General features: G+C 63.0%; 25 protein-coding genes. 21 read left to right on the top strand and 4 right to left on the bottom strand.

Annotated features, from left to right (window positions below; genetic code table 11):
• Nucleotides 1-6: 6 nt before the first annotated feature.
• From IB267_RS03835 to IB267_RS03770, 15 genes are all read left to right on the top strand, one after another.
• On the top strand, nt 7-1,191 hold the full coding sequence (locus tag IB267_RS03835) for a hypothetical protein (protein ID WP_192446468.1): 1,185 nt from the start codon (nt 7-9) through the stop codon (nt 1,189-1,191).
• A 312-nt stretch (nt 1,192-1,503) separates the two neighbouring features.
• Nucleotides 1,504-1,671: a hypothetical protein gene (locus IB267_RS03830; protein ID WP_192446467.1), complete on the top strand. Its 168-nt coding sequence runs from the start codon at nt 1,504-1,506 to the stop codon at nt 1,669-1,671.
• A gap of 3 nt (nt 1,672-1,674) precedes the next feature.
• Complete coding sequence (locus IB267_RS03825) at nt 1,675-1,998, top strand: hypothetical protein (RefSeq protein ID WP_192446466.1); 324 nt, start codon at nt 1,675-1,677, stop codon at nt 1,996-1,998.
• Nucleotides 1,995-2,594 (top strand): hypothetical protein, encoded by a 600-nt coding sequence (locus IB267_RS03820; protein ID WP_192446465.1) that lies wholly within the window; start codon nt 1,995-1,997, stop codon nt 2,592-2,594. Before IB267_RS03825 ends, IB267_RS03820 begins: the two co-directional genes overlap by 4 nt.
• On the top strand, nt 2,591-3,193 hold the full coding sequence (locus IB267_RS03815; RefSeq protein ID WP_192446464.1) for a hypothetical protein: 603 nt from the start codon (nt 2,591-2,593) through the stop codon (nt 3,191-3,193). The genes IB267_RS03820 and IB267_RS03815 overlap by 4 nt, the downstream gene beginning before the upstream one ends.
• The gene (locus IB267_RS03810) at nt 3,190-4,806 is read left to right on the top strand and encodes a hypothetical protein (protein WP_192446463.1); all 1,617 of its coding nucleotides are present in this window, start codon (nt 3,190-3,192) and stop codon (nt 4,804-4,806) included. The genes IB267_RS03815 and IB267_RS03810 overlap by 4 nt, the downstream gene beginning before the upstream one ends.
• A complete protein-coding gene (locus IB267_RS03805; RefSeq protein WP_192446462.1) occupies nt 4,803-5,249 on the top strand; it encodes a GNAT family N-acetyltransferase in 447 nt (148 codons plus the stop codon). The genes IB267_RS03810 and IB267_RS03805 overlap by 4 nt, the downstream gene beginning before the upstream one ends.
• Before the next feature lie 5 nt (nt 5,250-5,254).
• Nucleotides 5,255-6,781 (top strand): tail fiber domain-containing protein, encoded by a 1,527-nt coding sequence (locus IB267_RS03800; protein ID WP_192446461.1) that lies wholly within the window; start codon nt 5,255-5,257, stop codon nt 6,779-6,781.
• A 111-nt stretch (nt 6,782-6,892) separates the two neighbouring features.
• Nucleotides 6,893-8,551: a hypothetical protein gene (locus tag IB267_RS33210; RefSeq protein WP_246810537.1), complete on the top strand. Its 1,659-nt coding sequence runs from the start codon at nt 6,893-6,895 to the stop codon at nt 8,549-8,551.
• Between the two features lie 54 nt (nt 8,552-8,605).
• Entirely contained in the window at nt 8,606-9,028 is a 423-nt protein-coding gene (locus tag IB267_RS03790; protein WP_371742491.1) for a hypothetical protein, read from the top strand.
• A gap of 25 nt (nt 9,029-9,053) precedes the next feature.
• Entirely contained in the window at nt 9,054-9,890 is an 837-nt protein-coding gene (locus IB267_RS03785) for a hypothetical protein (RefSeq protein ID WP_192446459.1), read from the top strand.
• Nucleotides 9,887-10,090, top strand: a complete 204-nt coding sequence (locus IB267_RS03780) for a hypothetical protein (protein WP_192446458.1) — start codon at nt 9,887-9,889, stop codon at nt 10,088-10,090. Before IB267_RS03785 ends, IB267_RS03780 begins: the two co-directional genes overlap by 4 nt.
• Nucleotides 10,090-10,332: a hypothetical protein gene (locus tag IB267_RS03775; RefSeq protein ID WP_192446457.1), complete on the top strand. Its 243-nt coding sequence runs from the start codon at nt 10,090-10,092 to the stop codon at nt 10,330-10,332. The genes IB267_RS03780 and IB267_RS03775 overlap by 1 nt, the downstream gene beginning before the upstream one ends.
• Nucleotides 10,265-10,468, top strand: a complete 204-nt coding sequence (locus IB267_RS33205; RefSeq protein ID WP_246765042.1) for a hypothetical protein — start codon at nt 10,265-10,267, stop codon at nt 10,466-10,468. Before IB267_RS03775 ends, IB267_RS33205 begins: the two co-directional genes overlap by 68 nt.
• Nucleotides 10,455-10,829, top strand: a complete 375-nt coding sequence (locus IB267_RS03770) for a DUF1515 family protein (protein WP_043621993.1) — start codon at nt 10,455-10,457, stop codon at nt 10,827-10,829. The genes IB267_RS33205 and IB267_RS03770 overlap by 14 nt, the downstream gene beginning before the upstream one ends.
• Before the next feature lie 109 nt (nt 10,830-10,938).
• On the opposite strand, the gene IB267_RS03765 is transcribed toward IB267_RS03770, so the two are convergent.
• On the bottom strand, nt 10,939-11,967 hold the full coding sequence (locus IB267_RS03765) for a GlxA family transcriptional regulator (RefSeq protein WP_371742490.1): 1,029 nt from the start codon (nt 11,965-11,967) through the stop codon (nt 10,939-10,941).
• A 118-nt stretch (nt 11,968-12,085) separates the two neighbouring features.
• Here IB267_RS03765 and IB267_RS03760 point away from each other — a divergent pair, with 118 nt between their 5' ends.
• Together IB267_RS03760 and IB267_RS03755 are read left to right on the top strand one after the other, a co-directional pair.
• Nucleotides 12,086-13,102 (top strand): alpha/beta fold hydrolase, encoded by a 1,017-nt coding sequence (locus tag IB267_RS03760; RefSeq protein WP_192446455.1) that lies wholly within the window; start codon nt 12,086-12,088, stop codon nt 13,100-13,102.
• A 74-nt stretch (nt 13,103-13,176) separates the two neighbouring features.
• Nucleotides 13,177-14,142: an MBL fold metallo-hydrolase gene (locus IB267_RS03755; protein WP_192446454.1), complete on the top strand. Its 966-nt coding sequence runs from the start codon at nt 13,177-13,179 to the stop codon at nt 14,140-14,142.
• A 72-nt stretch (nt 14,143-14,214) separates the two neighbouring features.
• Here the strand turns inward: IB267_RS03755 and IB267_RS03750 are convergent, their stop codons facing one another.
• Together IB267_RS03750 and IB267_RS03745 are read right to left on the bottom strand one after the other, a co-directional pair.
• A complete protein-coding gene (locus tag IB267_RS03750; protein WP_192446453.1) occupies nt 14,215-15,327 on the bottom strand; it encodes an NADH:flavin oxidoreductase in 1,113 nt (370 codons plus the stop codon).
• 1 nt (nt 15,328) lies between these two features.
• Nucleotides 15,329-15,721, bottom strand: coding sequence for a RidA family protein (locus IB267_RS03745; RefSeq protein ID WP_192446452.1), 393 nt, complete (start codon nt 15,719-15,721; stop codon nt 15,329-15,331).
• Between the two features lie 141 nt (nt 15,722-15,862).
• On the opposite strand from IB267_RS03745, the gene IB267_RS03740 reads away from it, so the two are divergent.
• Nucleotides 15,863-16,756, top strand: a complete 894-nt coding sequence (locus IB267_RS03740; protein WP_192446451.1) for a LysR substrate-binding domain-containing protein — start codon at nt 15,863-15,865, stop codon at nt 16,754-16,756.
• Nucleotides 16,757-16,774: 18 nt separating this feature from the next.
• Here the strand turns inward: IB267_RS03740 and IB267_RS03735 are convergent, their stop codons facing one another.
• Nucleotides 16,775-17,077 carry a hypothetical protein gene (locus tag IB267_RS03735; protein WP_043626645.1) on the bottom strand — a complete coding sequence of 101 codons (303 nt, stop codon included), beginning with the start codon at nt 17,075-17,077 and terminating at the stop codon, nt 16,775-16,777.
• A 284-nt stretch (nt 17,078-17,361) separates the two neighbouring features.
• Here IB267_RS03735 and IB267_RS03730 point away from each other — a divergent pair, with 284 nt between their 5' ends.
• The 3 genes from IB267_RS03730 (at nt 17,362) to IB267_RS03720 (ending at nt 21,903) form a co-directional block, all read left to right on the top strand.
• Nucleotides 17,362-18,606: an RDD family protein gene (locus IB267_RS03730; RefSeq protein ID WP_192446450.1), complete on the top strand. Its 1,245-nt coding sequence runs from the start codon at nt 17,362-17,364 to the stop codon at nt 18,604-18,606.
• 85 nt (nt 18,607-18,691) lie between these two features.
• Nucleotides 18,692-19,918, top strand: a complete 1,227-nt coding sequence (locus IB267_RS03725) for an RDD family protein (protein ID WP_192446449.1) — start codon at nt 18,692-18,694, stop codon at nt 19,916-19,918.
• Nucleotides 19,919-20,127: 209 nt separating this feature from the next.
• Entirely contained in the window at nt 20,128-21,903 is a 1,776-nt protein-coding gene (locus IB267_RS03720; protein WP_192446448.1) for an SLC13 family permease, read from the top strand.
• Nucleotides 21,904-21,913 lie beyond the last annotated feature (10 nt).

Here is a 21,913-nt window from a genome sequence, read left to right as displayed (position 1 = left end):
CGGAAAGTGAAAGCGCAGGTCTTCAGCTTTGTCAGTTTCATACGCATTCTGACGCTCTGTACCTTGATCGGGTCCGCACCCGCTGCCGCAGAGGCTCAGCGCGCGAAGGTCGAGGAGGTGTTCGATGCCTTTCTGACCTGCAAGGTCGAATTCTTCAATCTCCTGGCCGGCGCTCACATGGACTTTCCGGCGAAGGAGTTCCGAGTGCATGAGGATTATGTAGGCCCTGTCTGGCAGGACCTGCGCGGCGTAACCTTTTCCGCCCAGGTAAATGTCGATGGCGTGCCTCTCACGGGCTACATGCAGCGACATACCGAGGCTGCGGGCGGCCCTGGCCTGACCTGGGGATTCGTCGCGAACCGGAAAGCGGCTGATGTCGCCAAGATGATCGAGGCGCGCCTTTCCGGCGCTCGGTTTGAGAACGGCGTACGTGGTTTTGAGCTGCGCCTCGAGCCTGGCTCTTCCGAGCCAAAGTCCGGGACACGAGCCGGGGAAGGCTATCGCAGCCTGTTTGTTCTCCAGGATGACCGGCCTGACCGTAGCCTGGTCCTGTGCAGCGCGAGCGAAGACATGATGCCGGAGCTGAAGACCGACGACAGGACCGGCCGGAAGCGGCTTCCGCCCACTACGAGCCTCTTCGTCTTGCCGAATACGGTGAACGAGGAGGATGTGCTTGAGGCGTTCTCCCGCTGCGATGCACAGTTTTTTGCGGTGCTCGGGCAGGCCAAGGCCCGTTTTGGACGGGTGAAGATCGAGCCGCTTTCGGTGACCGCGCCGGATGGTCGGACGGGCGAGGTATCGGGAAGTACCGTGACCTTTGCCGAGCCGATCAGAGCTTACGGGCTGGATCTGGCCGGGTACACCCAGATGCTGCACACGAGCGACGGCGAGCCTGTCGCCTTCTGGTGGGGGTTCCGTGCGCAGGAAGATGCGCGGCTTGCCGTCCATTGGCTCTCGACACGCGCCGAGATTCTCGGCCAGGCGCAGCGCACAGGTTGGGGCGAATGGGCGCTGGAGACGCGCGCTCGCGCGAAGGCGGAAGGCGCCGCGGCGGAGGAACTCTCCTATCGCGTCTTCAAGGTGGAACGGTCGAACATGCCCCTGCTCAGCAATGTGCTTTGTGGCGCAACGGCCGACATGATGGGCGATATGACGGTCTTTCCCGATCCCGAAGACCTGTTCAGGCAGTGAGAACAGAGCGTAAGGTCGGGGTGTAACTGTCCCGCTGTTCGCCCACATGCTCCAGTTTGCGACGGGTCACCATGCCGGCCGGCACCGTCGATCGGCGCGGTTCTCTTCCCTTGAGCGAGAACGCACATGCGAGCGGCAGCTTTCGCATCAGCTGTGACCGACACAGCCTGGCCCCATGCGGCCGAAGCACCAATGAACCCTTAGTGTTCGTGGATCTGGCGGCGCCACCGAGTTGGCGGCTGCCCTCTCCTGATATGCACAATTCTTGCCAAGGCGGCTCTTCGGAGCTGCCTCTTTTTTATGGAGACATCGATGTCCGAAGCAAAGAAACCCGTACCCGTCCGGCTCGTTTACGACGTTTGGTTCCGGGACGACGAACGTACGCCCGCCGGTGCTGTTGTTCCCGTCAGCCTCGATGAGGCCAAAGCGTTGATTTCAGCCGGCAAGGCCGAGCGCGCCGACCCGTTGCCGGGGGAATGAACCATGGTGATCCGTGATGGAGCCTGGACGCTCTACGATCATGACAGGGTGACTGGGCGCTCCGTCTGGCACCTCTTCGACGGGGAGAAGGACGTCTACCGCGTCGACTATCCCGTCGACAATCTTCTGAGCGAGAACCAGGCGGTGCGCAACAGCGCCGAGAAAGCCTGGCGCGGCGACTGGCATCGCGTCGCCTCGGTTCCGCTCAACGTTGCCCATGCCACGGGCCTGGTGAAGGCCCATTCCGACGGTGACGACCGCTTCGTCAAACGCTTCCTCAATGATGGCGACAACCGTGCCTGGCGCACCAAGGAGGGCAGGCTATGAGCATTGCCGATTACGCCGCATTGCTGGTCGACGCGGGTGAATACAGCGGGCGCAACGACATCGCCCATCTGTTTCCCCGGTTCGTCGGTCTTGCTGAATTGAAGCTCAACCGGATGCTGCGTGTCAGCGAGATGGAAGCGACGACAGCGCTCTCTGTCGTCGAGGGCGATGCGCCGCTGCCTGCGGACTATCTCGAGGCGCGGCAGGTTCTAACCGCAAGCGGCCGGCCGATCCGCGCCATGGCATTGCAGCAGCTGGCCGGGAACGGCTCTGCCGGCGCCGGCGCGCCGCTCGGTTATGCGGTTGTCGGCAATCGGATCAGAGCTTTTCCGCCCGGCAATTACGGCCTGACGATGATCCACTACGCCCGAATCCCGTCGCTTTCAGCCGCAAGCCCGACCAACTGGCTGCTGCAGAAGGCGCCGGATGTCTATCTCTATGGGCTCGTCGAGGAGATCGCCATCTGGGAGCGCGATGCCGGCAAGGCCGGGGCCGCGCAGCAACTGAAGATGGCGGCGCTTGGTGGTCTCGGCGTAGCCGACGAACGTGCCCGATGGGGCGATGCCCAAATGACCGTTGGAGGCATGACCCCATGACTTTGCTTTCCGCAATCAACGAGGTCTGCGACATCGTCGCGCTCGACCGCTTCGACAGCATTTACGGCTCGATCGATCCGAATGCACAGACCATGGTGGCGCTGGCACAGGAAAGCGGCGAGGAGATTTCCCGTCGCGGCGACTGGCGGCGCCTGTTGAAGCAGCAGGCGGCGATCATTTCGCCGATGACGTTGCCAGCGGACTACCAACGGCTGACACCGGGCGGCGCCGTCCGGGCCGGATCCGGCGAAAGCTTCCGGCCGATCACCAACGGTTCGCAATGGGCCGTCATCACGGCACAAGCGTCGGCGCAGCCGTTTTTCTTTCTGCGTGGCAACCAGCTGCTGTTTTCGCCGGCGTCGGCGGGCGTGGGCGCCGTCATCGACTACGTTTCCAGGAACTGGGTGCTTGGTGATCCCTATGAAGAACGCGACACGCTGACCGCGGATGACGATCGGACACTGTTTCCGGAGCGTCTGCTCGCCAAGGGTATTCTCTGGCGATGGAAACGGCAGAAGGGGCTGCCCTTCGACGACAGCCTCGCCGAATTCGAAGCCGATCTTCTTCAGGAAATCAATGCCGACCGGGGGGCCTCATGACGGTTGAACTGAAGCCCGGAAGAATCGGGCAGAGCAATCGTGGCGCCGTCAGCGTCGGCAGGGCTCAGACCTCGCAACCCATTACCTTTCCGGCGCCGAGGAGCGGTCTGGTGACGACAGCCGACATGGCCTCGCAACAGCCCGGCTCGGCGACCGTCCTTCGCAATTTTCTCCCGACGCTCGTTGGTTGCCGCATTCGCGGCGGCTCGCAGAAACGCGGACGCGCGGCAGATGGCGGCACGATCCGCAGTGCCTTCAAATACAAGTACGGTTCGTTCGAAAAGCTGTTCATGGCGACGGATACGGCGATCTACGATATGACATCGCCAGCCGCACCCCCGGCCGCGACGGCCGCCGCTGTCGCGGGGCTTTCCGGTGGCGACTGGTGCACCTTCCAGCACACCAATGCAGGCGGTTCGTTTCTCGTCTGCCTCAACGGCGCCGATCCGCGGCGGGTGTACAACGGCAGTACCTGGACGACAGCGCCGGAGATCACCTTTACCGACGAAACGACGATGGCGCAGCTGAACTACGGATGGCTGTTCAAGAACCGGCAGTTCGTCCTGAAGAACGCCACGCTCGACGCCTACTATCTGCCGGTCAATTTGGTCGGCGGCGCAGCCAAGCTGTTTCCACTCGGCGGGGTGATGAAAAAAGGCGGCTCGCTGCTCACGGGTTTTTCCTGGTCGCTCGAAAGCGGCGACGGGCTTTCCGATCTCTGCGTTTTCGTCTCGACTGAGGGAGAGGTTGCTGTCTATGCCGGATCTGACCCCGGCGACGCCAACAGCTTTGCACTGAAGGGTGTCTATCAGATCGGCCGGCCGCTTGGCAAAAACGCCTGGATCCGCGCCGGCGGCGATATCTTGATCGCCACCAGCGACGGGTTGACGCCGATCTCCCAAGTGTTTCAGCGTGATCGCCAGGCGTTGAGCCAGGTTTCGATTTCGCGGCCGATCGAAGACGACTGGCGGCGGGCGGCGAATGCGACCGGCGGGGGCTGGGTGGTGAAACAGTGGCCGGAGCAGAACCTCGTCTTCATCGCCTTTCCGGCCAACAGCGTCATTGTCGACACGACTTTTGTGCTCAACGTGCTCAGCGGTCGATGGTCGACGATCAGCAACTGGGAGGCAAGCTGCTACGAGACCCTGCAGGGCGGGCTGTTCTTCGGCTCGACCGGTGGCTTTTGCTGGCAGGGCGACACCACCGGGACCGATGACGGGCTTGCCTTTACCGCCGCCTATCTCTCGCAGTTTACGCCGGCGACGCAGTTTGGGCAGCGGGCGCGGGCCACGCTCGCCCACATGTTCTTCCGAGCGAAGAGCAAGCCGAAGGTGCGGCTCTTTGCCCGTGCCGATTTCGACAGGACGATCCCGCCATCCGACCAGGTCACGATCGGCGATGCGGCTGCATCGGAATGGGATGTCGGCCTATGGGACAGGGCGGTGTGGGATGCTCTGACGCAGCAGCTTCGCTACAGCTTTCGCCAGAATGTGCGGGCGGCGGGCGACATGCTGGCGGTTGGCTGCGCCGTCACTTCGGGCGGTGAGGTGAGGCTCGATCTCGAAGTGGACCTTGCCACATTGCAGGTGCAAGCCGGGGAGGCGAGCGCATGAGGATCGCCTGGGGTGGCGCCGCTAACCCCGAGGCGAACCGGACGATCGCCGATTTCGTCGCCAGCCACATTGCCGGCTGCGAGCGCGGCTTTGCCGATTTCACCACCATGGGCGTGCGGGAAAACGATGCGCTCGTCGCCGGCGTGGTGTTTCACAACTATGCGCCGGAGGCGGGCGTCATCGAGCTTTCGGCGGCCTCGACCAGCAAACGCTGGCTGACACGCCCGGTGCTCCGGGCGATGTTCGGCTACCCCTTCGATGAGATCGGCTGCCAGATGGTGGTTCTCAGGGTCTCCGAGCGCAATGCCGGCATGATCGCGATCGCCGAACGCTTCGGCTTTTCGCCGCATCGAATTCCGCGCCTTCGCGGGCGCGCGGAAGCGGAAATCATCTTCACACTCACGGACAACGACTGGCGGGCCCATCCCGCGAACCAGAGGTAGGCACCATGGGAAAGCCCAAAGCTCCGAAGCCGCCGGACCCGCGCGAAACCGCGTCGGCCCAGACTGCGACCAACATCGGGACCGCAATTGCGAATGGCACACTCGGCAACATCAACCAGGTGACGCCGGACGGGAGCCTGACCTATAGCCAAACAGGGTCGACCAAGTGGACCGACCCGATGAACGGCAAGGTCTACGATTTGCCGAACTGGACGGCAACGCAAACACTTTCGCCGGCGCAGCAGGCGATCAAGGACCAGACGGACGCCGCCGAAAAGAACATGGCGACGCTCGCCAACAACCAGTCGGCGCGGCTGAACGATCTTCTGGGGCGCCCGATCGACCTTTCCGGGGCGCCGGCCGCCGGCAATCCCAGTGCGATCAACCTACCGCAGTACCAGCAATATGGCCCTGGCCCGACGCTGCAGACGACGCTGCCCAACACTGGAAACGTGCAAGGGGCAGTTGCAAACTCCGGCGCAATCCAGACGTCGCTCGGCAATGCGGGGGAGGTCAAGCGAAACTACGAGACCAATTTCGACACCAAGCGCTACGAGGACGCGCTGATGGCGCGCATGAACCCGCAGCTCGACCGGGACCGCGCAGCCCTGGAGACGCAGCTTGCCAACCAGGGCCTGCAACCGGGCTCCGAGGCCTATAACCGGGCGATCGACCAGGCGAACCGCCAGGCGAACGACGCGCGCTTCGGCGCAATCCTCAACGCAGGGCAGGAGCAATCCCGTCTCGCCGGGCTCGCGCAGCAGGCGGCTTCCTTCGAGAACGCGGCGCAACAACAGGCCTATGGCCAGATGCTGCAGAACGGCCAGTTCGCCAACCAGGCGCAAAACCAGCAGTACACCCAGAACGCCAACAACATGCAGCTCGCCAATGCCGCGCAGCAGCAGAACTTCAACCAGGCACTCGCCGCTGCGGGCTTCAGCAACGACGCCCTGCAGCAGATGCACCAGAACAGCCAGTCGACGACGGCAGCCAACAATACGTTGAAGGACCAGACCTTCAACGCCCAGCAGGCCCAGCTCGCCGCTCAAAATGCGGCGCGGGCGCAGTATCTCAATGAGATGTATGCGCAGCGCAATCAGCCGATCAACGAGATCTCAAGCCTGCTTTCCGGCGCGCAGGTAAACAGCCCGAATTTTGTACCGACGCAGGGGCAGAGGATTGAGGCACCGGATTATGCCGGGCTGATTCAACAGGACTATCAGAACCGTGTCGCGGCGTACAATCAGAAGCGGGAAGGGCTATCGAGCATTCTCGGCGGTGTAACCGGCTTTCTTAATGCTCTTCCCTCTGACCGGCGTCTGAAAAAGGACATCAAGAAGGTCGGCAAGTTAGACGGTCACTCACTCTACGAATACCGCTACAAGGACGAACCAAGTCCGCGCCCTAAGCACATCGGCGTAATGGCGCAAGAGGTGGAGAAAACCCGTCCCGACGCCGTCAGTCGCGGCCCGGACGGCATGCGCCGCGTCGATTATGGCCGGTTGTTTTCTGCCGGGCGAAAGAAACGTTAGCGGCGGTCGATACGCGAATTTGTCCAGCCCCGACAGCTGAAGCACCGCCGCCCAGCGGCCCTTCCAATCAAACATTGAGCGCTCAGCGGAACGCTTTCCTGGAGAGATCCAATGCCCCGAACTGGCGGCGTTTATTCGCCCCCCGCCGGCACCAAAGGCGTGCCGAACACCACCATCCAAAGCGTGCCCTACAACACGCTGATCGACGACCTGACGGCAGATGCCAACGCGCCGCGGCCGGTTACGGCCGGCGGCACCGGCGCGACCTCGGCCAGCGGCGCGCGCACCGCTCTCGGCGTGGAGATCGGCTCGAACGTGCAGGCCTACGACGCTGCGTTGCAGTCCATCGCAGGCCAAACAACCGTCGCGAACCAGATCCTCTACACGACGGCGACCGACGCCTATGCGACGACGGCGCTTACCCCGCTCGCGCGCGATCTCGTTGGTGATGCCACCGCTGCCGCGATGAAGACGAGGCTCGGGCTCGCGGCCGTGGCCTCGTCCGGTTCGGCGACGGATCTCACCACGGGGACGCTTCCGGAGGTGCGGCTCCCGAATGTGATCAACGGCGCTAAGACCTGGACCGGGCTTCAAATAGTCTCGGTGGGGGCAGCCACCACGGCAACCGACTACATCCAGTTGAAGCCGATGGACTACGGCCCAGGCAAACCTCTTCTATTCCTCAAGAAAGACGCGGGTGCCAACACTTGGGGGGTCGGCCTTTGGGATGGCTCCGGTTCCGCGGGCATACTCAACGTTGCGGCCGGAACCGTCAATTTTGGCGGTGCCACACTCACGGCCGGCGTTGGCACGTTCTCCGGTAACCTCACTTCCAGCGGTGCAGTTACCGGTAACACCGGCCTCTATTCTTTGAACGGGGATATCGTCAACCGGGGGAGCGGCAACAAGCACATATGGTTCCAGACGCCGGCCGGCGTCGTTCGTGGCCTCTTGTACCACGACAATAACGGCACGATGAATATCAACGTCTACAATACTTCGGGAACGTTCCTCTATACCTTCAACGCTTCCGAAAACGGTTTCGCTGCGTGGACCGGTCAAGTTTTCATTATTGGCGGTGGTAACGGCTCTACGGAAAGCCGCATTTACACGAATGACGGCACCAAGAGCTATCGAACGATCGGGCTTTCCTCCGGCGAAATCCATATTCAGCGGTCAACCGATCGCTTTGTTGGTAACGCCACGTCGTTGCTCTATTTCAATGCCGCCAATGACGGGGTGTTCGCCAGCAACGTATATGGATCGACGTTCCAGGCATCCGCTAACGGCACGGGCGCGGCCTTCAAGGTGGGCGATGACGCTTGGATTGGAGATATCAACCTACCTAACACCATGTCCGTTAAGGGGGTTTCCGATTTCAGTTCCGGGTTTATCCGTTTCGGTGCAGGGATCGCCAGTCTCGGCGTTTTCTCGTGGGCAACCGATCGTCTCTATTATGGTCCCTCGTTCTTCATGCAAACCGACGGCAATATGTATTGCCCCATGTGGGGGGATACGCTCTACAACGTCGTCGGCGGTAAAGCTTCGGTCTACACCGGTGGCGCCCGAGACGAGCTGAATTTCCCGATCGGACATACCATTCTTGTAACGTCGTCATCCGGCTATGATCGCAACAGTGTCCTTACAGTTTACCTTGCGACCAACAATTCCCAATACGGTATGACCCCGAACGGTTCTCCTTTGGGGGGGACGTACAGAGCGCGCGGCGTGCACACAAGCGTCGGCCCTATGGTAGAAAGGACCGCATAAATGCCCCTTTCCCTTAATGAGGTTTATTCGGTTCGGGAGACTCCGGAACCGGGCGTGTTCGTTGTCCAATGCAACATCACCGATGTAGCCGATCGTACCTATGATTGCCCGTATGTATCGCGTCCCGGAGATTCGTTTGGCCTCGCACCGACCGTTCGCCAATGGTTGGAGGACAACCCCGAATTTCCGCAATTGCCCTGGGTACCCCCGACCGCCGACGAGATCCGTGCCAGCATACCGCCGCTTTCGGCGAGACAGCTGCGCCTAGGCCTGCTGAACGCCAATATCTCGCCTTCGACCGTTACGGCGACCATCGCCGCGATGCCGGCGGGTGTCGATCGCGACAAGGCACAAATCGAGTGGGAATTCGCCGCCACTTTCAATCGCACAAGTCCGCTGATCGCGACAGTTGCTGCCGCACTCGGCCTTACTGACGTCCAGATCGACGCCATGTGGGCGGCGGCCGTCAGCCTCTAATCGATCTCCTACAATTAGGTGAAACATGAACAGAGCAGCGTTTCACGCGGCGCTACGCCAGAGCACATGTGGTGTACTCGGAAATTCCTTCTCCAAAGCACAGGTCGAAGGCGTCGAGGTGATTCTCGACGAGGCGAAGCGACGAGGCACGAGCCTTCTGCACCTCGCGGCGATTTTCGCCGCGGCCAGTCACGAGACCGGCGGCGCGATGCAGCCGGTCACCGAAAACCTGAGTTATTCGGCGAAACGGCTGACCCAAGTCTGGCCCGGTCGGTTTCCGACGCTCGCCAGCGCGCAGCCTTTCGCCAATAACCCGCGCAAGCTTGCCAACAGGGTTTACGGCGGCCGGCTCGGCAATACCGACGATAACGACGGCTGGCTCTACCGTGGGCGCGGCCTCGCTCAGATCACTGGTAGAGCAAATTATGCGAAGTTCGGAATTGCTGGCGCGCCTGATAAGGCTTGCAAGACGGACGTCGCCGTCAAGATCCTCTTCGACGGCATGGAACGCGGTCTCTTCACCGGCAAGCGGCTGACCGATTTCGACACGGACGATAGCCGGACGGCGGTCGCGACCGGTTATCGTTATGCGGCCTCGCGCGCGATCATCAACGGCGACATCAGGCAGAACGGTCCGAAAATCGAGGCCTACGGCCGCGCGTTCGAGGCGGCGTTGCGTGCGGCCGGCTATGGGCGCGAGGTTGCTTCGACCGATCCGGCCATCGTTGTGGTCCTACGGCCCGGCGCGGTCGAGAAAACGCCCGGAGCAGAAGCCTTTAACGCGTCGCAAGGGGGCAGATCCAATCGCCTCCGCCGTCTCATCGAGGCGGCTGTCGCGTATCTTGCGCGGTGGGCGAAATGAGTGCCGTCGTCATCCGCATCCTGTTGCGATATGGCGCGGGCCTGCTCGTCGCCAAAGGATTGTTGGCGCCGGACGCAGGCCTGGTGCTTGCCGACGATCCGGACGTGCAGATGCTGATCGAGGTGGGTATCGGCCTTTGTGCGGGCCTTCTCTCCGAGTGCTGGTACGTGCTGGCGCGACGTCTTGGCTGGGCGAAGTGATGTTTGCCTGGCCGAAGCTCCTCATCGCCGGCCTCATCCTCGCAGGTCTCGTCTGGCTTATCCATGAGATCCGCGCGGACGGCGCCCGATCCTACGCCAATGCCATCGAAAGGCAGAACAATGACGCTCAGAGCCGCGCTCGCGAGAAGCGCCTTGATTACGATTCCTGCCTTGATGCTGGCGGGGTGTGGGACTTCACCTCCGGCCAGTGCTCCCGGGCTGCGCGGCGTGGTCGGGACTGATCTTGTCGGCGCGCGCGGAGCGTCGCCGGCCGACCAGCGCCGCATCGACCGCACGGTTGTCGGACTTTGTGCCGCGGATATCTGGACGAAGGCCGAATGCGCGAAGCACGGGGGCGACGATCATGTCGCAGGCTGAAATCGATATCGTCGTTCATCGCCAGTTGGGAGAACTGGTTGCCGGTATGCGCGGCCTGCAGGAATCCATTCATCGGATCGAGGATGGTGCCAGGCGGGCCGAGGACAAATCTTCTGCCAGTCAGGCCAGCGTTCACCGGCGCATGGATCAGCTTGCCGAGCGGGTCAACGAACTCGAAGCATCGGCTTCTGCTATCGGCGCCGAGATCTCGGACATGAAACCCGTGACCGACGATGTCAGGCGGTGGAAGCTCATGGGCATCGGTGCACTCGGGGTGACGGGCATTGCAGCGATGGCGCTCGGTGTGAGCTTTGCCGAAGCGATCCGGCGGGTCGTGTTCGTGATCGCCGGAAAAGCCTAGCGCTCAGGGCTGCTGGTCCCACCCATTTTTTGATCAAAGCGCCGCGCACCCGAAAGGGTGCGCGGCGTCTTTTGCGTTTGGTGCGCTAAAGGGGGCTGCCCGTCGATGATCACACGGCCGGTATCGGGCTTGCCGGAGCGCCCAAGGTGCGTCCGCTCTCCGAAACCGAGAAGCGAAGGCGATACTCCTTCGGTGACAGGCCCAGAATCTTGCGGAAGATCTTGCGGTAGGCGTTGGTGTCGTCATAGCCGCTCTGCCAGGCAACCTGCTCGATCGAGAGATGCGAGCGCTCAAGGAGGTCGCGGGATTTGGCGATCCTCAGCCGCTGGCAATATTCGGTCGGGTTGAAGCCCGTGGCCTTCTGGAAGCGACGCAGGAAAGTGCGGTCGCCGAGGCCGGCGCGCTCGGCCATCATCTGCAGCGTCACGCCCTTGGTGTTGGCGCCGTGCAGCCAGTGCTGGATCTTCAGGATGATGCTGTCGCCGTGGTCGAGCTTCGGCGCGAAGATGCTGTAATAGCTCTGTTCGCGCGCACCGGGATCGATGATCATGTAGCGTGCGGTCGCCAGCATGACGTCGGTTCCCAGAAACCGGTCGACGAGTTTCAGGCCGAGGTCGATCCAGGCCATCATGCCGCCGGCGGTGATGATGTCGCCCTCGTCGATCAGCAGTCTGTCGGTGTCTACGCGGATATCGCGGTAGCGGTCGGCGATCAGGTCCTGGTGCGACCAGTGGGTGGTGATGGTGCGGCCGGCGGCAAGCCCGGATTCCGCCAGCAGATAGGCGCCGCCGCAGACGGAGCAGATCGTCGTGCCGCGCTGATGCTGTTCACGCACGAAGGCGGGCAGGGCGCCGATGCGCTGGCCGACCGGCAGATCGGAGAGCGTCGGCGGCAGGATCAGCGCCACAAGGCTTGATGAGGCCCCCTCGTGGGTGTCGCGCGATTTTGCCACCGAACCGTCTTCCTGAAGCTTCCAATGGCTGATGCGGATCTGCGGCGCGTCCCTGCCGCTCTGTTCGACCGACTGCATGCTCGCTACCTGGAACATGTCAGTCAGCCCATGGATCGCCGACATCAGGGCGCGGGGATAGACGACGATACCGATCTCCGCCGGTTCGCTTGTCGATCGTTTTGTCACTTCTGCCCCCATCGTTGTCAGCTTTGCCGGTCGAGAGGTTAGGCCCGCCGATTTATCAATTCAACCATCGCTTCCACGGTTCGGAAGCCTGGGAACAAAGATCAAAGAGGTGAGGACAATGACACAGGCAAAGGCAATTTCCGCAAGCGTTTCCAACAGCATCTCCCGCCGCACGGTTCTCTCGGCCGCCTTTGGTGCAGCCGCCACGGCAGCCGCGGTCAATGCCATCAACACGCCGGCCAAGGCCGCATCCAACACCGCATCAACCGCCGGCGCGTCCGGCACGAAGGGGGCAAACACCATGGCCAGCCGCATCATCACCCGCGATGGCGTCGAGATCTATTACAAGGACTGGGGCCCGAAGGATGGCCCGGTCGTCGTGCTCAGCCACGGTTGGCCGCTGTCGTCGGACAGTTGGGAGGCGCAGGCCTTTCACCTGGCCAACCACGGCTTCCGCATCGTCACCCATGACCGCCGTGGCCATGGCCGCTCGTCGCAGCCCTGGGACGGAAACGACATGGATCACTATGCCGACGATCTGGCGGACCTGATCAACGCGCTCGATCTGAAGGGCATCTTCCTCGCCGGCTTTTCGACCGGCGGCGGCGAGATCAGCCGCTATATCGGCCGCCACGGCACCGGCCGGGTCGCCAAGGCCGGCCTGATCTCGGCGGTGCCGCCGCTGATGGTCAAGACCGGCAAGAACCCCGGCGGCCTGCCGAAGGAGGTGTTCGACGGCCTGCAGGCGGCAAGTCTCAAGGATCGCTCGAAGCTCTACCGCGACATCGCGTCCGGTCCGTTCTTCGGCTTCAACCGGCCGGGGGCTGTCGCCTCGCAAGGCATGATCGACAGCTTCTGGCTGCAGGGCATGATGGCCGGCCACAAGAATACCTATGACTCGATCGTCGCCTTCTCGCAGACCGACTTTACCGAGGACCTGAAGAAGTTCGACGTGCCGACGCTGATCATCCATGGCGATGACGACCAGATCGTGCCGATCGATGCGGCGGCACGGGCCTCGAAGACGCTGGTGCCGCATGCGGAGCTCAAGGTCTATGCCGGCGCACCGCACGGCATCACCGACACGCACAAGGACCAGCTCAACGCCGACCTGCTCACCTTCGCCAAGGCCTGATGGTTGTTCGCCGGTGCCGCCCAGCAGGCGGCGCCGGCGCCCTTTGTCAAACGCTTCAGCCAAGGATCAGAGACATGACCTCTTCCCACAATCCCACCGATGCTTCCGGCCCAGATCGTCGTGAATTTCTTGCAGGTTCCAGTGCGGTTGCCGCTGCCGCCCTTCTTCCGAAAGGCGCCCATGCCGCAGACATCAAACGTTTCCGGCATGGCGGCTTCGATATCTCGGTTGTCAGCGATGGTTTCATCATGCTGCCGGTCAGCATCGTTCTGCCGGATGCAACGGCGGAAGAGCGGCCGGAGATCATGCGCCGTCTCGGCGGCACGCCGGAACGCGCGCCGTTTCACACCAACATTCCGGTCATTCGCAGCGGCGACGATCTGATCGTGGTCGACGACGGCTCGGGCACTCGGTTTCAGGAAAGTGCCGGTAAGCTTCACGCCAACCTGCTCGCAGCCGGCATTGACCCGAGCGCTGTGACGAAGGTGGTGCTGACACACGCCCATCCCGATCATGCGGGCGGTACCGTTGGCGCCGATGGCAAGCTCACCTTTCCGAATGCGCAGTATTTTGTCTCGGAGGGCGAATGGCAGTTCTGGACCGATCCCAACTTCGAAAAGGTGATGCCGCAGGTGCTCCATGGCTTTGCCAAGGGCGCGCAGCGCGATCTCTTCGCGGTCAAGGACCGGCTGACCCTGGTCAAACCCGGCGACGAAATCGTCAGCGGCATGCGGGTGCTCGACACGCGGGGACACACGCCCGGCCATATCTCGCTTCAGCTTTCCGGCGGTGACGGCGCGGGACATCAGGGGCTGGTGATCACGGGCGATGCGGTCACCAGCAACATCGTCTTCTTCGAGCATCCCGATTGGCATTTCGGTTTCGACACGGATGCGGAGCTGGCCTTGAAAACCCGCAAGGCCCTGATCGACCGGGCGGCATCGGAGCGGCTGGCGCTGCTTGGCTATCACTGGGCCTATCCGGGTATCGGTCGGGCCGAGCGTAACGGGGCGGCCTATCGTTTCGTAGCGGCGGGATGACCGCCTGGATCCGGTCATCGCTGGGACAGTTGACGGGCGCGCCTCCTGCGAGGCGCGCCCGTTTCTTTGCTTTCAGAGAGCCAGTTCGCTGTCCTTGATGTCGCTGATCGGCGCAAGGAAGGACAGCTCGAACGGGCGCAGATCGCTGCGTTTGGCGGTGAGCCGCGGCCAGTCGGGATTGACGAGCGCACCGCGGCCAAGCGCGATCATGTCCGCTCCGGCAGCCATCACCTCCTCGGCGTGGACGAGATCGTGCAGGCTGCCGTTGGCGATGAGGAAGAGGCGCGGCGCGTGGCGGTGGGCCAGCGCGACGAGGGAGGCGTCGCCACCCTCGAAGGCCGGCTGCCAGGCTTCGAACTCTGTCACATGCACGAAGTCCGCCGGGCCTTCGGCGAGCGCCGCGAACACGCGGGCAGCACCTTGTTCGCGTTCTGCCCATTTGTGCCGGAAGTCGTTGACCTTACCCTGAGAGAGCCGAAGACCAAGCGGAACGTCGGGGCCGATCGCAGCGCGCACCGCCTTCAGCACTTCGAGCGACAGGCCGAGACGCTCAACGATATCCCCACCCCAGCGATCCGTCCGCCGGTTCGAAAAGTCGGTGAAGAACTGGTCGAGCAGGTAGCCATTGGCGCCGTGGATCTCGATGCCGTCGAAACCGGCAACCTCGATTGCAAGGCGAGCGGAACTGGCGAAACCCTCGATCGCCTCGGTGATTTCGGCGTCGCTGATCTCGCGCGGCAGGGCATAGGGTCCGTCGCCGTGATAGCCGGTCATCTGGCTGCCCTTTGGGCGCACGGCTGAAGGACCTACTGTCTCGGGCCGGTGCGGATTGCCTTGCGCCAACGCGCCGCCGTGCATGAGTTGCGCGAAGATGCGCCCGCCTTCCGCATGGACCGCCTCGATGATGGGTCGCCAGGCGAGGGCCTGTTCCTGGTCGGTCAGGCCTGGCTGGTCCTTATAGGTCTGGGAATAGGCCTTGTCGGTGTAGATGCCCTCGGTCGTGATCAGGCTGAAGCCCCCGCGGGCGAAGCGCTGGTAATAGCGCCGCATGCGTTCAGTGGGCACGCCGGCCGGAGAGGCGCTGATGCGGGTCATCGGCGCGACCGAGAGGCGATTGGCGAAATCAAGCCCCTTGAGACGAGTGCCGGTAAAGGCGGGGGACGCGATGCCAAATGGTGCGTTCATGTCACTTGCCCCCATCGAGCGCGATCGCTTCGATCTCGATCAGCGCGTCCGGTGAATAAAGCGAGGAGACCTCGATGATGCTGTCGGCCGGATAGGGGGCTGAAAACCACTTGCGGCGCAGTTCGATGATTTTTCCGAAATTTTCCATGGAACGCAGGAAGATCGTGACCTTGACGATCTTGTCGAGCCCGGATCCCGCGGCCTTCAGCGCCCGGTCGAGGTTACGGAAGGCCTGTTCGGCCTGGCGGTCGAAATCACCAACGCCGACCAGATTGCCGTCGTCGCCGATTGCCGCCTGACCGGAGACGAAGACGAAGCCATTGGCCTTGATCGCCTGGGAAAGCAGGAAGGGTGCATAGGGATCCGGCTGGGTGACGACCTGTTCGAGAGACATGGGATGTCCTTTCATGCTTGAGAGTTTCTCAGCTTGGCCCTGTTGCCTTGGCTGTTGATCCCAATATGCTAGTGCGAGCATCGGCTGACAAAGAGTGATTTCTCAGCCAATGGATGAGGTGAATTCATCTATGAGGTTGGAATGAGGAAGTTGCCGCCGCTCGGTGCACTCAGGGTTTTTGAAGCGGCCGCGCGGCGGATGAGCTTCAAGCTGGCGGCCGAGGAACTGAACGTTTCTGCCACTGCTGTCAGCCACCAGATCCGCCAGCTGGAGGAGATTCTGGAGGTCAAGCTCTTCGAGCGCGAGACGCGGCAGGTGCATCTGACGGCTGCCGGCAAGGCGCTGTTTCCGGTGCTGCGTGATGGGCTCGACCGTTTCGAGCAGGCGATTGCCGATGTGCGCCGCGAGCAGGCGGGCAAGGTCGCGCGGCTCACCTCCACTGTCGCCTTCGTCGCCAAGCGGCTGGCGCCGCTCGCCGGGTCGTTTCGTGAGGCCTATCCAGACTGGACCTTGCGGCTTGACGCCTCCAACAGGACGATCGATCTGGAGGCGGATGCGGACGCCGCGATCCGTTTCGGGGGCGGGCACTACCCGGGGCTCGTCACCGAGCCTTTGTTTGCCGATCGTTTTGCCCCGGTCTGCGCGCCGAGACTGGCGCCGGCAAGTGTGGCCGATCTCAAACGGGAAACGCTCATTCATTTCGACTGGGGCCCGTCACGCCGCAATGATCACCGCGCGCCCGTCTGGCGGCATTGGCTGGAGCGGGCGGGCGCGCCCGATGTCGATGCCGGCGCGCAACTCTCCTTTACCGACGAAATCCATGCCGTGCAGTCGGCGATCGCCGGGCAGGGCATTGCCCTCTTGAGCCTCACGCTGGTCGCCGAGGAGCTTGCCTCCGGCATTCTCGTTCAGCCGTTCGACCTGACGCTGGAAAGCGACCGCTACGACCTCGTCTACAGTCCGCGCATGGCGGACCGGCCTGCAACTCGCGTGCTTCGCGATTGGGTGCGCGCGCAGTTTAGCGGCGATGCCTGATCCGTGAGCTGATCTCGCTCAGTCGTCGAAGCCGAGGAAGTCCGGCGCCCAACGGCGGCTGGTGAGGCGCAACGAACGGTCGGGCTCGATGATGTACGTCTCGTAGACTTTGCGGCCGTAGGAATCGATGAACTGGTGCGGCACGATGCTACCGACGGGCGCCTTCTTCAGCTTGGTGCGTGGCTGGCCGCCATAGGTGATGCTGCCGGGGATGGGCTGGAGGTTTGGCGAGTAGCCGTAGGTGAGGTTGGAGGGGCCGGTCGAGGCCGTGCAGCCGCTGAGAAGCAGCACGACGGAGAGGGCGGCAAAAGCGTGTTTCATGTCGGCGATCCTCAGATGGCTATGTCAGGCGCACACCGCGTCGAACGTCAGGCGGAAACGCCTTGGACGATCGTTACCGGTACGGTCCAGCACTCTCTTCTAAAGAGTAGCGCTTAAACGAAAAATTCCAAGTTCTGTCATGCGGAATCCCGCAAGCAATGCTTGCAAATGTTCACGACTTGTACCAGTTGTGGAAAGCGCGATCGCGACAGTTGCGGCCGGTTTGCGTGCAACCTGACGTTCGAATGTTTTTCGAACGGTTTGGGCGCGCTTTGGGAGGTGAAATGGCAGCGTGGCACTATGTGATCGGGTCGGAGCGAAACGGGCCCGTCAGCGACAACAGACTGCTGGCGATGATCGCGCGAGACGAGCTTTCACCGGATGTACTGGTCTGGCGGGATGGGCAGGCGGAATGGATCCCGGCACGCGAAACGCGGGAGATCGGGGCGGCAGTGCGGCGAGTGACGCCGGTGCCGGCCCCACAGGCGGCACCGCCACCGTTGCCTCGTTATCCACTTGCCCGCCCGTGGCCACGCTTTCTGGCGCGCGTCTTCGATCTGCTGCTGCTTTACATACCGGCTATATTCGTCTTGTCCCTAGCGGCGTTTGCACTGCCGGAGGACATCGTCGATCTCAATCCGTTGTTGCTGCGTGCGGCGTCGGGCGATCTCTCATCGGTGTTTTCTCTAATTCTTCTCGTGCAATTGGTAAGCTTCGCCATTCTGGCGCTGATCACGGCCGCCTTCGGAACGTCGCTCGGCAAGCTGATCTTCGGCGTGCGCGTCGCGCCGCTTCTCGGGCAGAAGCGGCTCGGCTTCCACCTCGAGCGTGAATTCACCGTCTGGCTGCGCGGGCTCGCGCTTTCCATCGTCCCGGCCTCGATCGTCACAGCGATCCTTCAGTATCGCCGCGTGTCGGATGGGCAGCCAGCCGGCTACGACGAGCGCAAGGCACGGGTCGAGGGCAAGCCGATCTCCGGTGTGCGGCTTGCCGGCGGCATTGTCGCCACACTGTTGGCACCGATCCTCCTGATTATGTTGTTTACGGTCGTTCTCAACCAGATCCCTATGTCCAAGAAGGACTTGGACGTCCCGGCGTCGACCCGATGGATGAACCCGGAAACGCTGGGCGAAGCCCGCTTCGATCGCCCCTTCAAGGCCGACACGTTCAAAGGCGCCGGAAACGTCAATACCTATTTTGAGGCGCAGGACCTGTCGGTCACCATGCTCTTCGAACACGACATCAATGTCGGCACAGGCGTCGGCTCTGCGGAATATGCCAGGACTTGGGACGCCGACCTGCAGAAATTCTTCACTGTCACATCGCCCTGGCGGCCGCTGACGATCGACGGAAAGCGTGCCTATCGCGCATCGGCCGCGTCGGTGGGCAATGCCGCGGGTGATATCGAGCTGACCTTCGTTTTGACCGACGCAGGGGCCTGGCGAATTGTCGTTTACGCCGGTGCTGCAAAGCTTGCCGATCTCGACATCGAGCGAAACGTGACGGCGCTGTTTGAAACGATCGATTGAAATGGGGCGCCTTGCACGAACGGGCTTGCCGGGTCGCGGCGCATGAATTTATCCGCGCACGGGCGCGTGAGGTTTGGGGGAAGAAATGACGCTCTGGCATTATGCCGTCGGCAGCGAGGAAAAGGGTCCGATTGACGAAACGGAGCTCCTTGCTCTGGTCAGGACGGGCGCTTTGGCGCCTGACACGCTGGTCTGGCGATCGGGCAGGGGCGACTGGATGCGCATCGCCGACACGCCCGAACTCATGGCGGAGCTCGAACCGGAGCAGCCGGCGGGCGAACAGCGGCACGAAACGTTGCCGCCGATCCCGAGCCTGCCGCTGGCGCGGCCCTGGGCGCGATTCTGGGCTACGACGCTGGACCTCGCCCTGCTGTTCTATGCGGCGAACCTCATGCTCACGTTCGCGGTCCTTCTTCTTCTTCCCTGGCCAGTTCTGCAACTCTATTATCAGGAGTGGCGCATCGCCATCCTTGCGGCGGCAGTATTCGCGAGCGCCACGATCGCCGTTGTGCTGCGCGCGTTCATCATGGCGCTGTTCGGGACTTCGCCCGGCAAGGCGCTCTTCGGCATTCGTGTGGTGCAGCTCAACGGGCAGTCCCGTGGGCTGTTCCATCTGACCCGCGAGCTGATGATGTGGCTGAAGGGCCTGGCACTGCATATCTTCCCGCTGTTTTTCGTCACGCTCATCCTGCAATACCGCCGTGTCGCGCACGGCGAGCCTGCCGGTCATGACCGGGGACGGGCCCGGGTGGAAGGGCGCCGGATTTCAGGGACGCGCTTTGCCGCCGGTGTCGTGGTGGCGCTGCTTACTCCGGTCGCATTGGGCAAGGCCATGGACCCGGCGGCGACCTGGATGGTTGCCGCCCTGACCCCGCCGCCACCGATGCAGACCTTCGTCAATCCAGTGACCGGCAGGCAGGCGACGTTCGAGGCGGCCTGGGTCGTCGAGGATCTCTCGCGCGACAACATGCTCTTTGCGATCAGCTCGGACCAGGCAGGCGGCGGCATCTATTTCGGGCACGAGCAAATCCCGGCAACAATGGACGAACGGCAATATGCCGAGGTTCTGGCCGAGCTGCAGGCAAGGGCGGGATACGAGGCGAGCGCAGACTGGGCGCCGGTGATGATCAACGGCCAAGGGGCGATGCGCCTGGCGATGAAGTCGACCAAGGAACCGGACACCACCGCGGAGATCACCATTGCACTGCGTGGGCGAGACGCCTGGCGGATGGTTACCTTTCTGATGGAGGGTAAGAAGCGGGACGAGGCGTTCGCTGCGCTGGAGGCGGCCGTATTCAGGACCATCGAGTAGCGAGGCGGCAGGGCTGCCACCTCGCCGCCGGGCGACGCCGCGCAATCGATGCGCTTCGCACTCATGCCCAGATTTGTCGCTGAGGTGAATTCCGATTTGCCGAAACATGGGTTACGTCTTGTGTGAACTTCTGCGCGGATCGCGCGTTCCGGCTTTTGTCAGCCGCACGTTCCGTCCCGCCCAGTCCCTTCGCTGAACCCGGATATTGCATGACCGCCGATCAGTCCCTCGCGTTTATCGTCATCGGCGCCATGATGGCCTTCTTCATCTGGGGGCGGTTTCGATACGACGTGATCGCCTGTTCGGCGCTGATGCTGGCGGTCGCCGTCGGCATCGTTCCCTACGATCATGCCTTCGATGGTTTCAGTGACGACATCGTCATCATCGTCGGCAGCGCCCTGATCGTCAGCGCGGGGGTGGCGCGCTCGGGCATCGTCGACGCCGCCATCCAGCGGTTCCTGCCGAACATCTCCTCGGTCCGGGCGCAGCTCGCCCTGCTGGTCATCATGGTGACGGTGCTTTCCGCCTTCATCAAGAACATCGGAGCGCTGGCGATCATGCTGCCGGTCGCATTCCAGTTTGCCCGGCGGTCGAATGTTCAGCCTTCCGCCTTCCTGATGCCGATGGCCTTCGGCTCGCTGATCGGCGGGCTCATGACCCAGGTCGGCACGTCGCCGAATATCGTCGTCTCGCGCGTGCGCCAGGAGCTGACCGGCGAGAGCTTCACGATGTTCGACTTCACACCCGTCGGCGCGACGCTGGCGCTGGTCGGCTGCATCTTTCTGCTGTTTGCCTACAAGCTGGTGCCGCAGCGCACCAGCCAGCAGATTTCCGTGCATTCGGCGATCGAGATCACCGATTACACCTCCGAGGCGGTGGTCGCCGCCGGTTCGCCGGCGATCGGCAAGGCGCTCAGCAATCTGGTGAAACTCGGCGACGGCGGAGCCGTCGTCATCGCCATATTTCGCCGCGGCCTGCATCTGGCGCCGCTGCCCGACGTGACGCTCGAGGCCGACGACATCCTGCTTTTTGAAGGCGACCCGGGGGCACTCGATCGCATCGTCTCGCAAGGCAAGCTGAAGATTGCCGGCGACCGCGCACCGCATGGTCGGGAAAAGGCCGGCGACGAAATCGAGGCGATCGAAGCCGTCGTCGGCAGCGGATCGCCGCTCGAGGGCATGTCGGCGCAGCGCCTGGCGCTGTTCAACACCCACAATATCAACCTGCTTGCCGTCAGCCGCCAGGGCGAGAGACTGAAGCAGCGGCTCGGCAGCATTCGCTTGCGGGCAGGCGACATCATCGTGCTGCAGGGCGCGCGGCGCGAACTGACGCTCTTCCTCCAGGACTTCGGCTGTCTGCCGCTGGCGCAGCGCGAGATCCTGCTTGGTACGACGCGAAAGGCGCCGCTGCCGCTTCTGGTTCTTGCGGCCGCCATGGGCTCGACGGCGGTCGGTCTCGTGCCGGTGCCGATCGCCTTCTTTGCGGCGGCTCTTGCCATGGTCGTCTTCCGCATCATCCCCTTGCGCGACTTCTATCGCTCGGTCGATGGGCCGATCCTGGTGATGCTGGCGGCGCTGATCCCGGTCAGCGATTCCTTGCGCACGACCGGGGGAACCGATGTCATAGCGCAGTGGCTCGGCACGGTTGCGGCCGGCCTGCCGCCGGCCGGCGCGCTGACGATCATCCTGCTCGCCGCCATGGCGGTGACGCCTTTCCTCAACAATGCCGCGACCGTGCTGGTCATGGCGCCGATCGCCGCCAGCTTTGCTGGTGCGCTCGGCTACAGGCCGGAAGCCTTTCTGATGGCGGTTGCCATCGGTGCCGGCTGCGATTTCCTGACACCGATCGGTCACCAGTGCAACACGCTGGTCATGGGGCCGGGCGGATACAAGTTCAGCGACTATCCGCGCCTCGGCCTGCCGCTGTCGATCGTGATCGTCATCGTCAGCATCCCGGCGCTGATGCTGGTCTGGCCGCTGCGTTAGGTGCGTGGCG

The organism is Ensifer sp. ENS09, assembly GCF_014852425.1.
Taxonomy (GTDB): Bacteria; Pseudomonadota; Alphaproteobacteria; order Rhizobiales; family Rhizobiaceae; genus Ensifer.
Note: the sequence above shows the minus strand (reverse complement) of the source record. Positions and strands in the feature narration are given on the sequence as shown.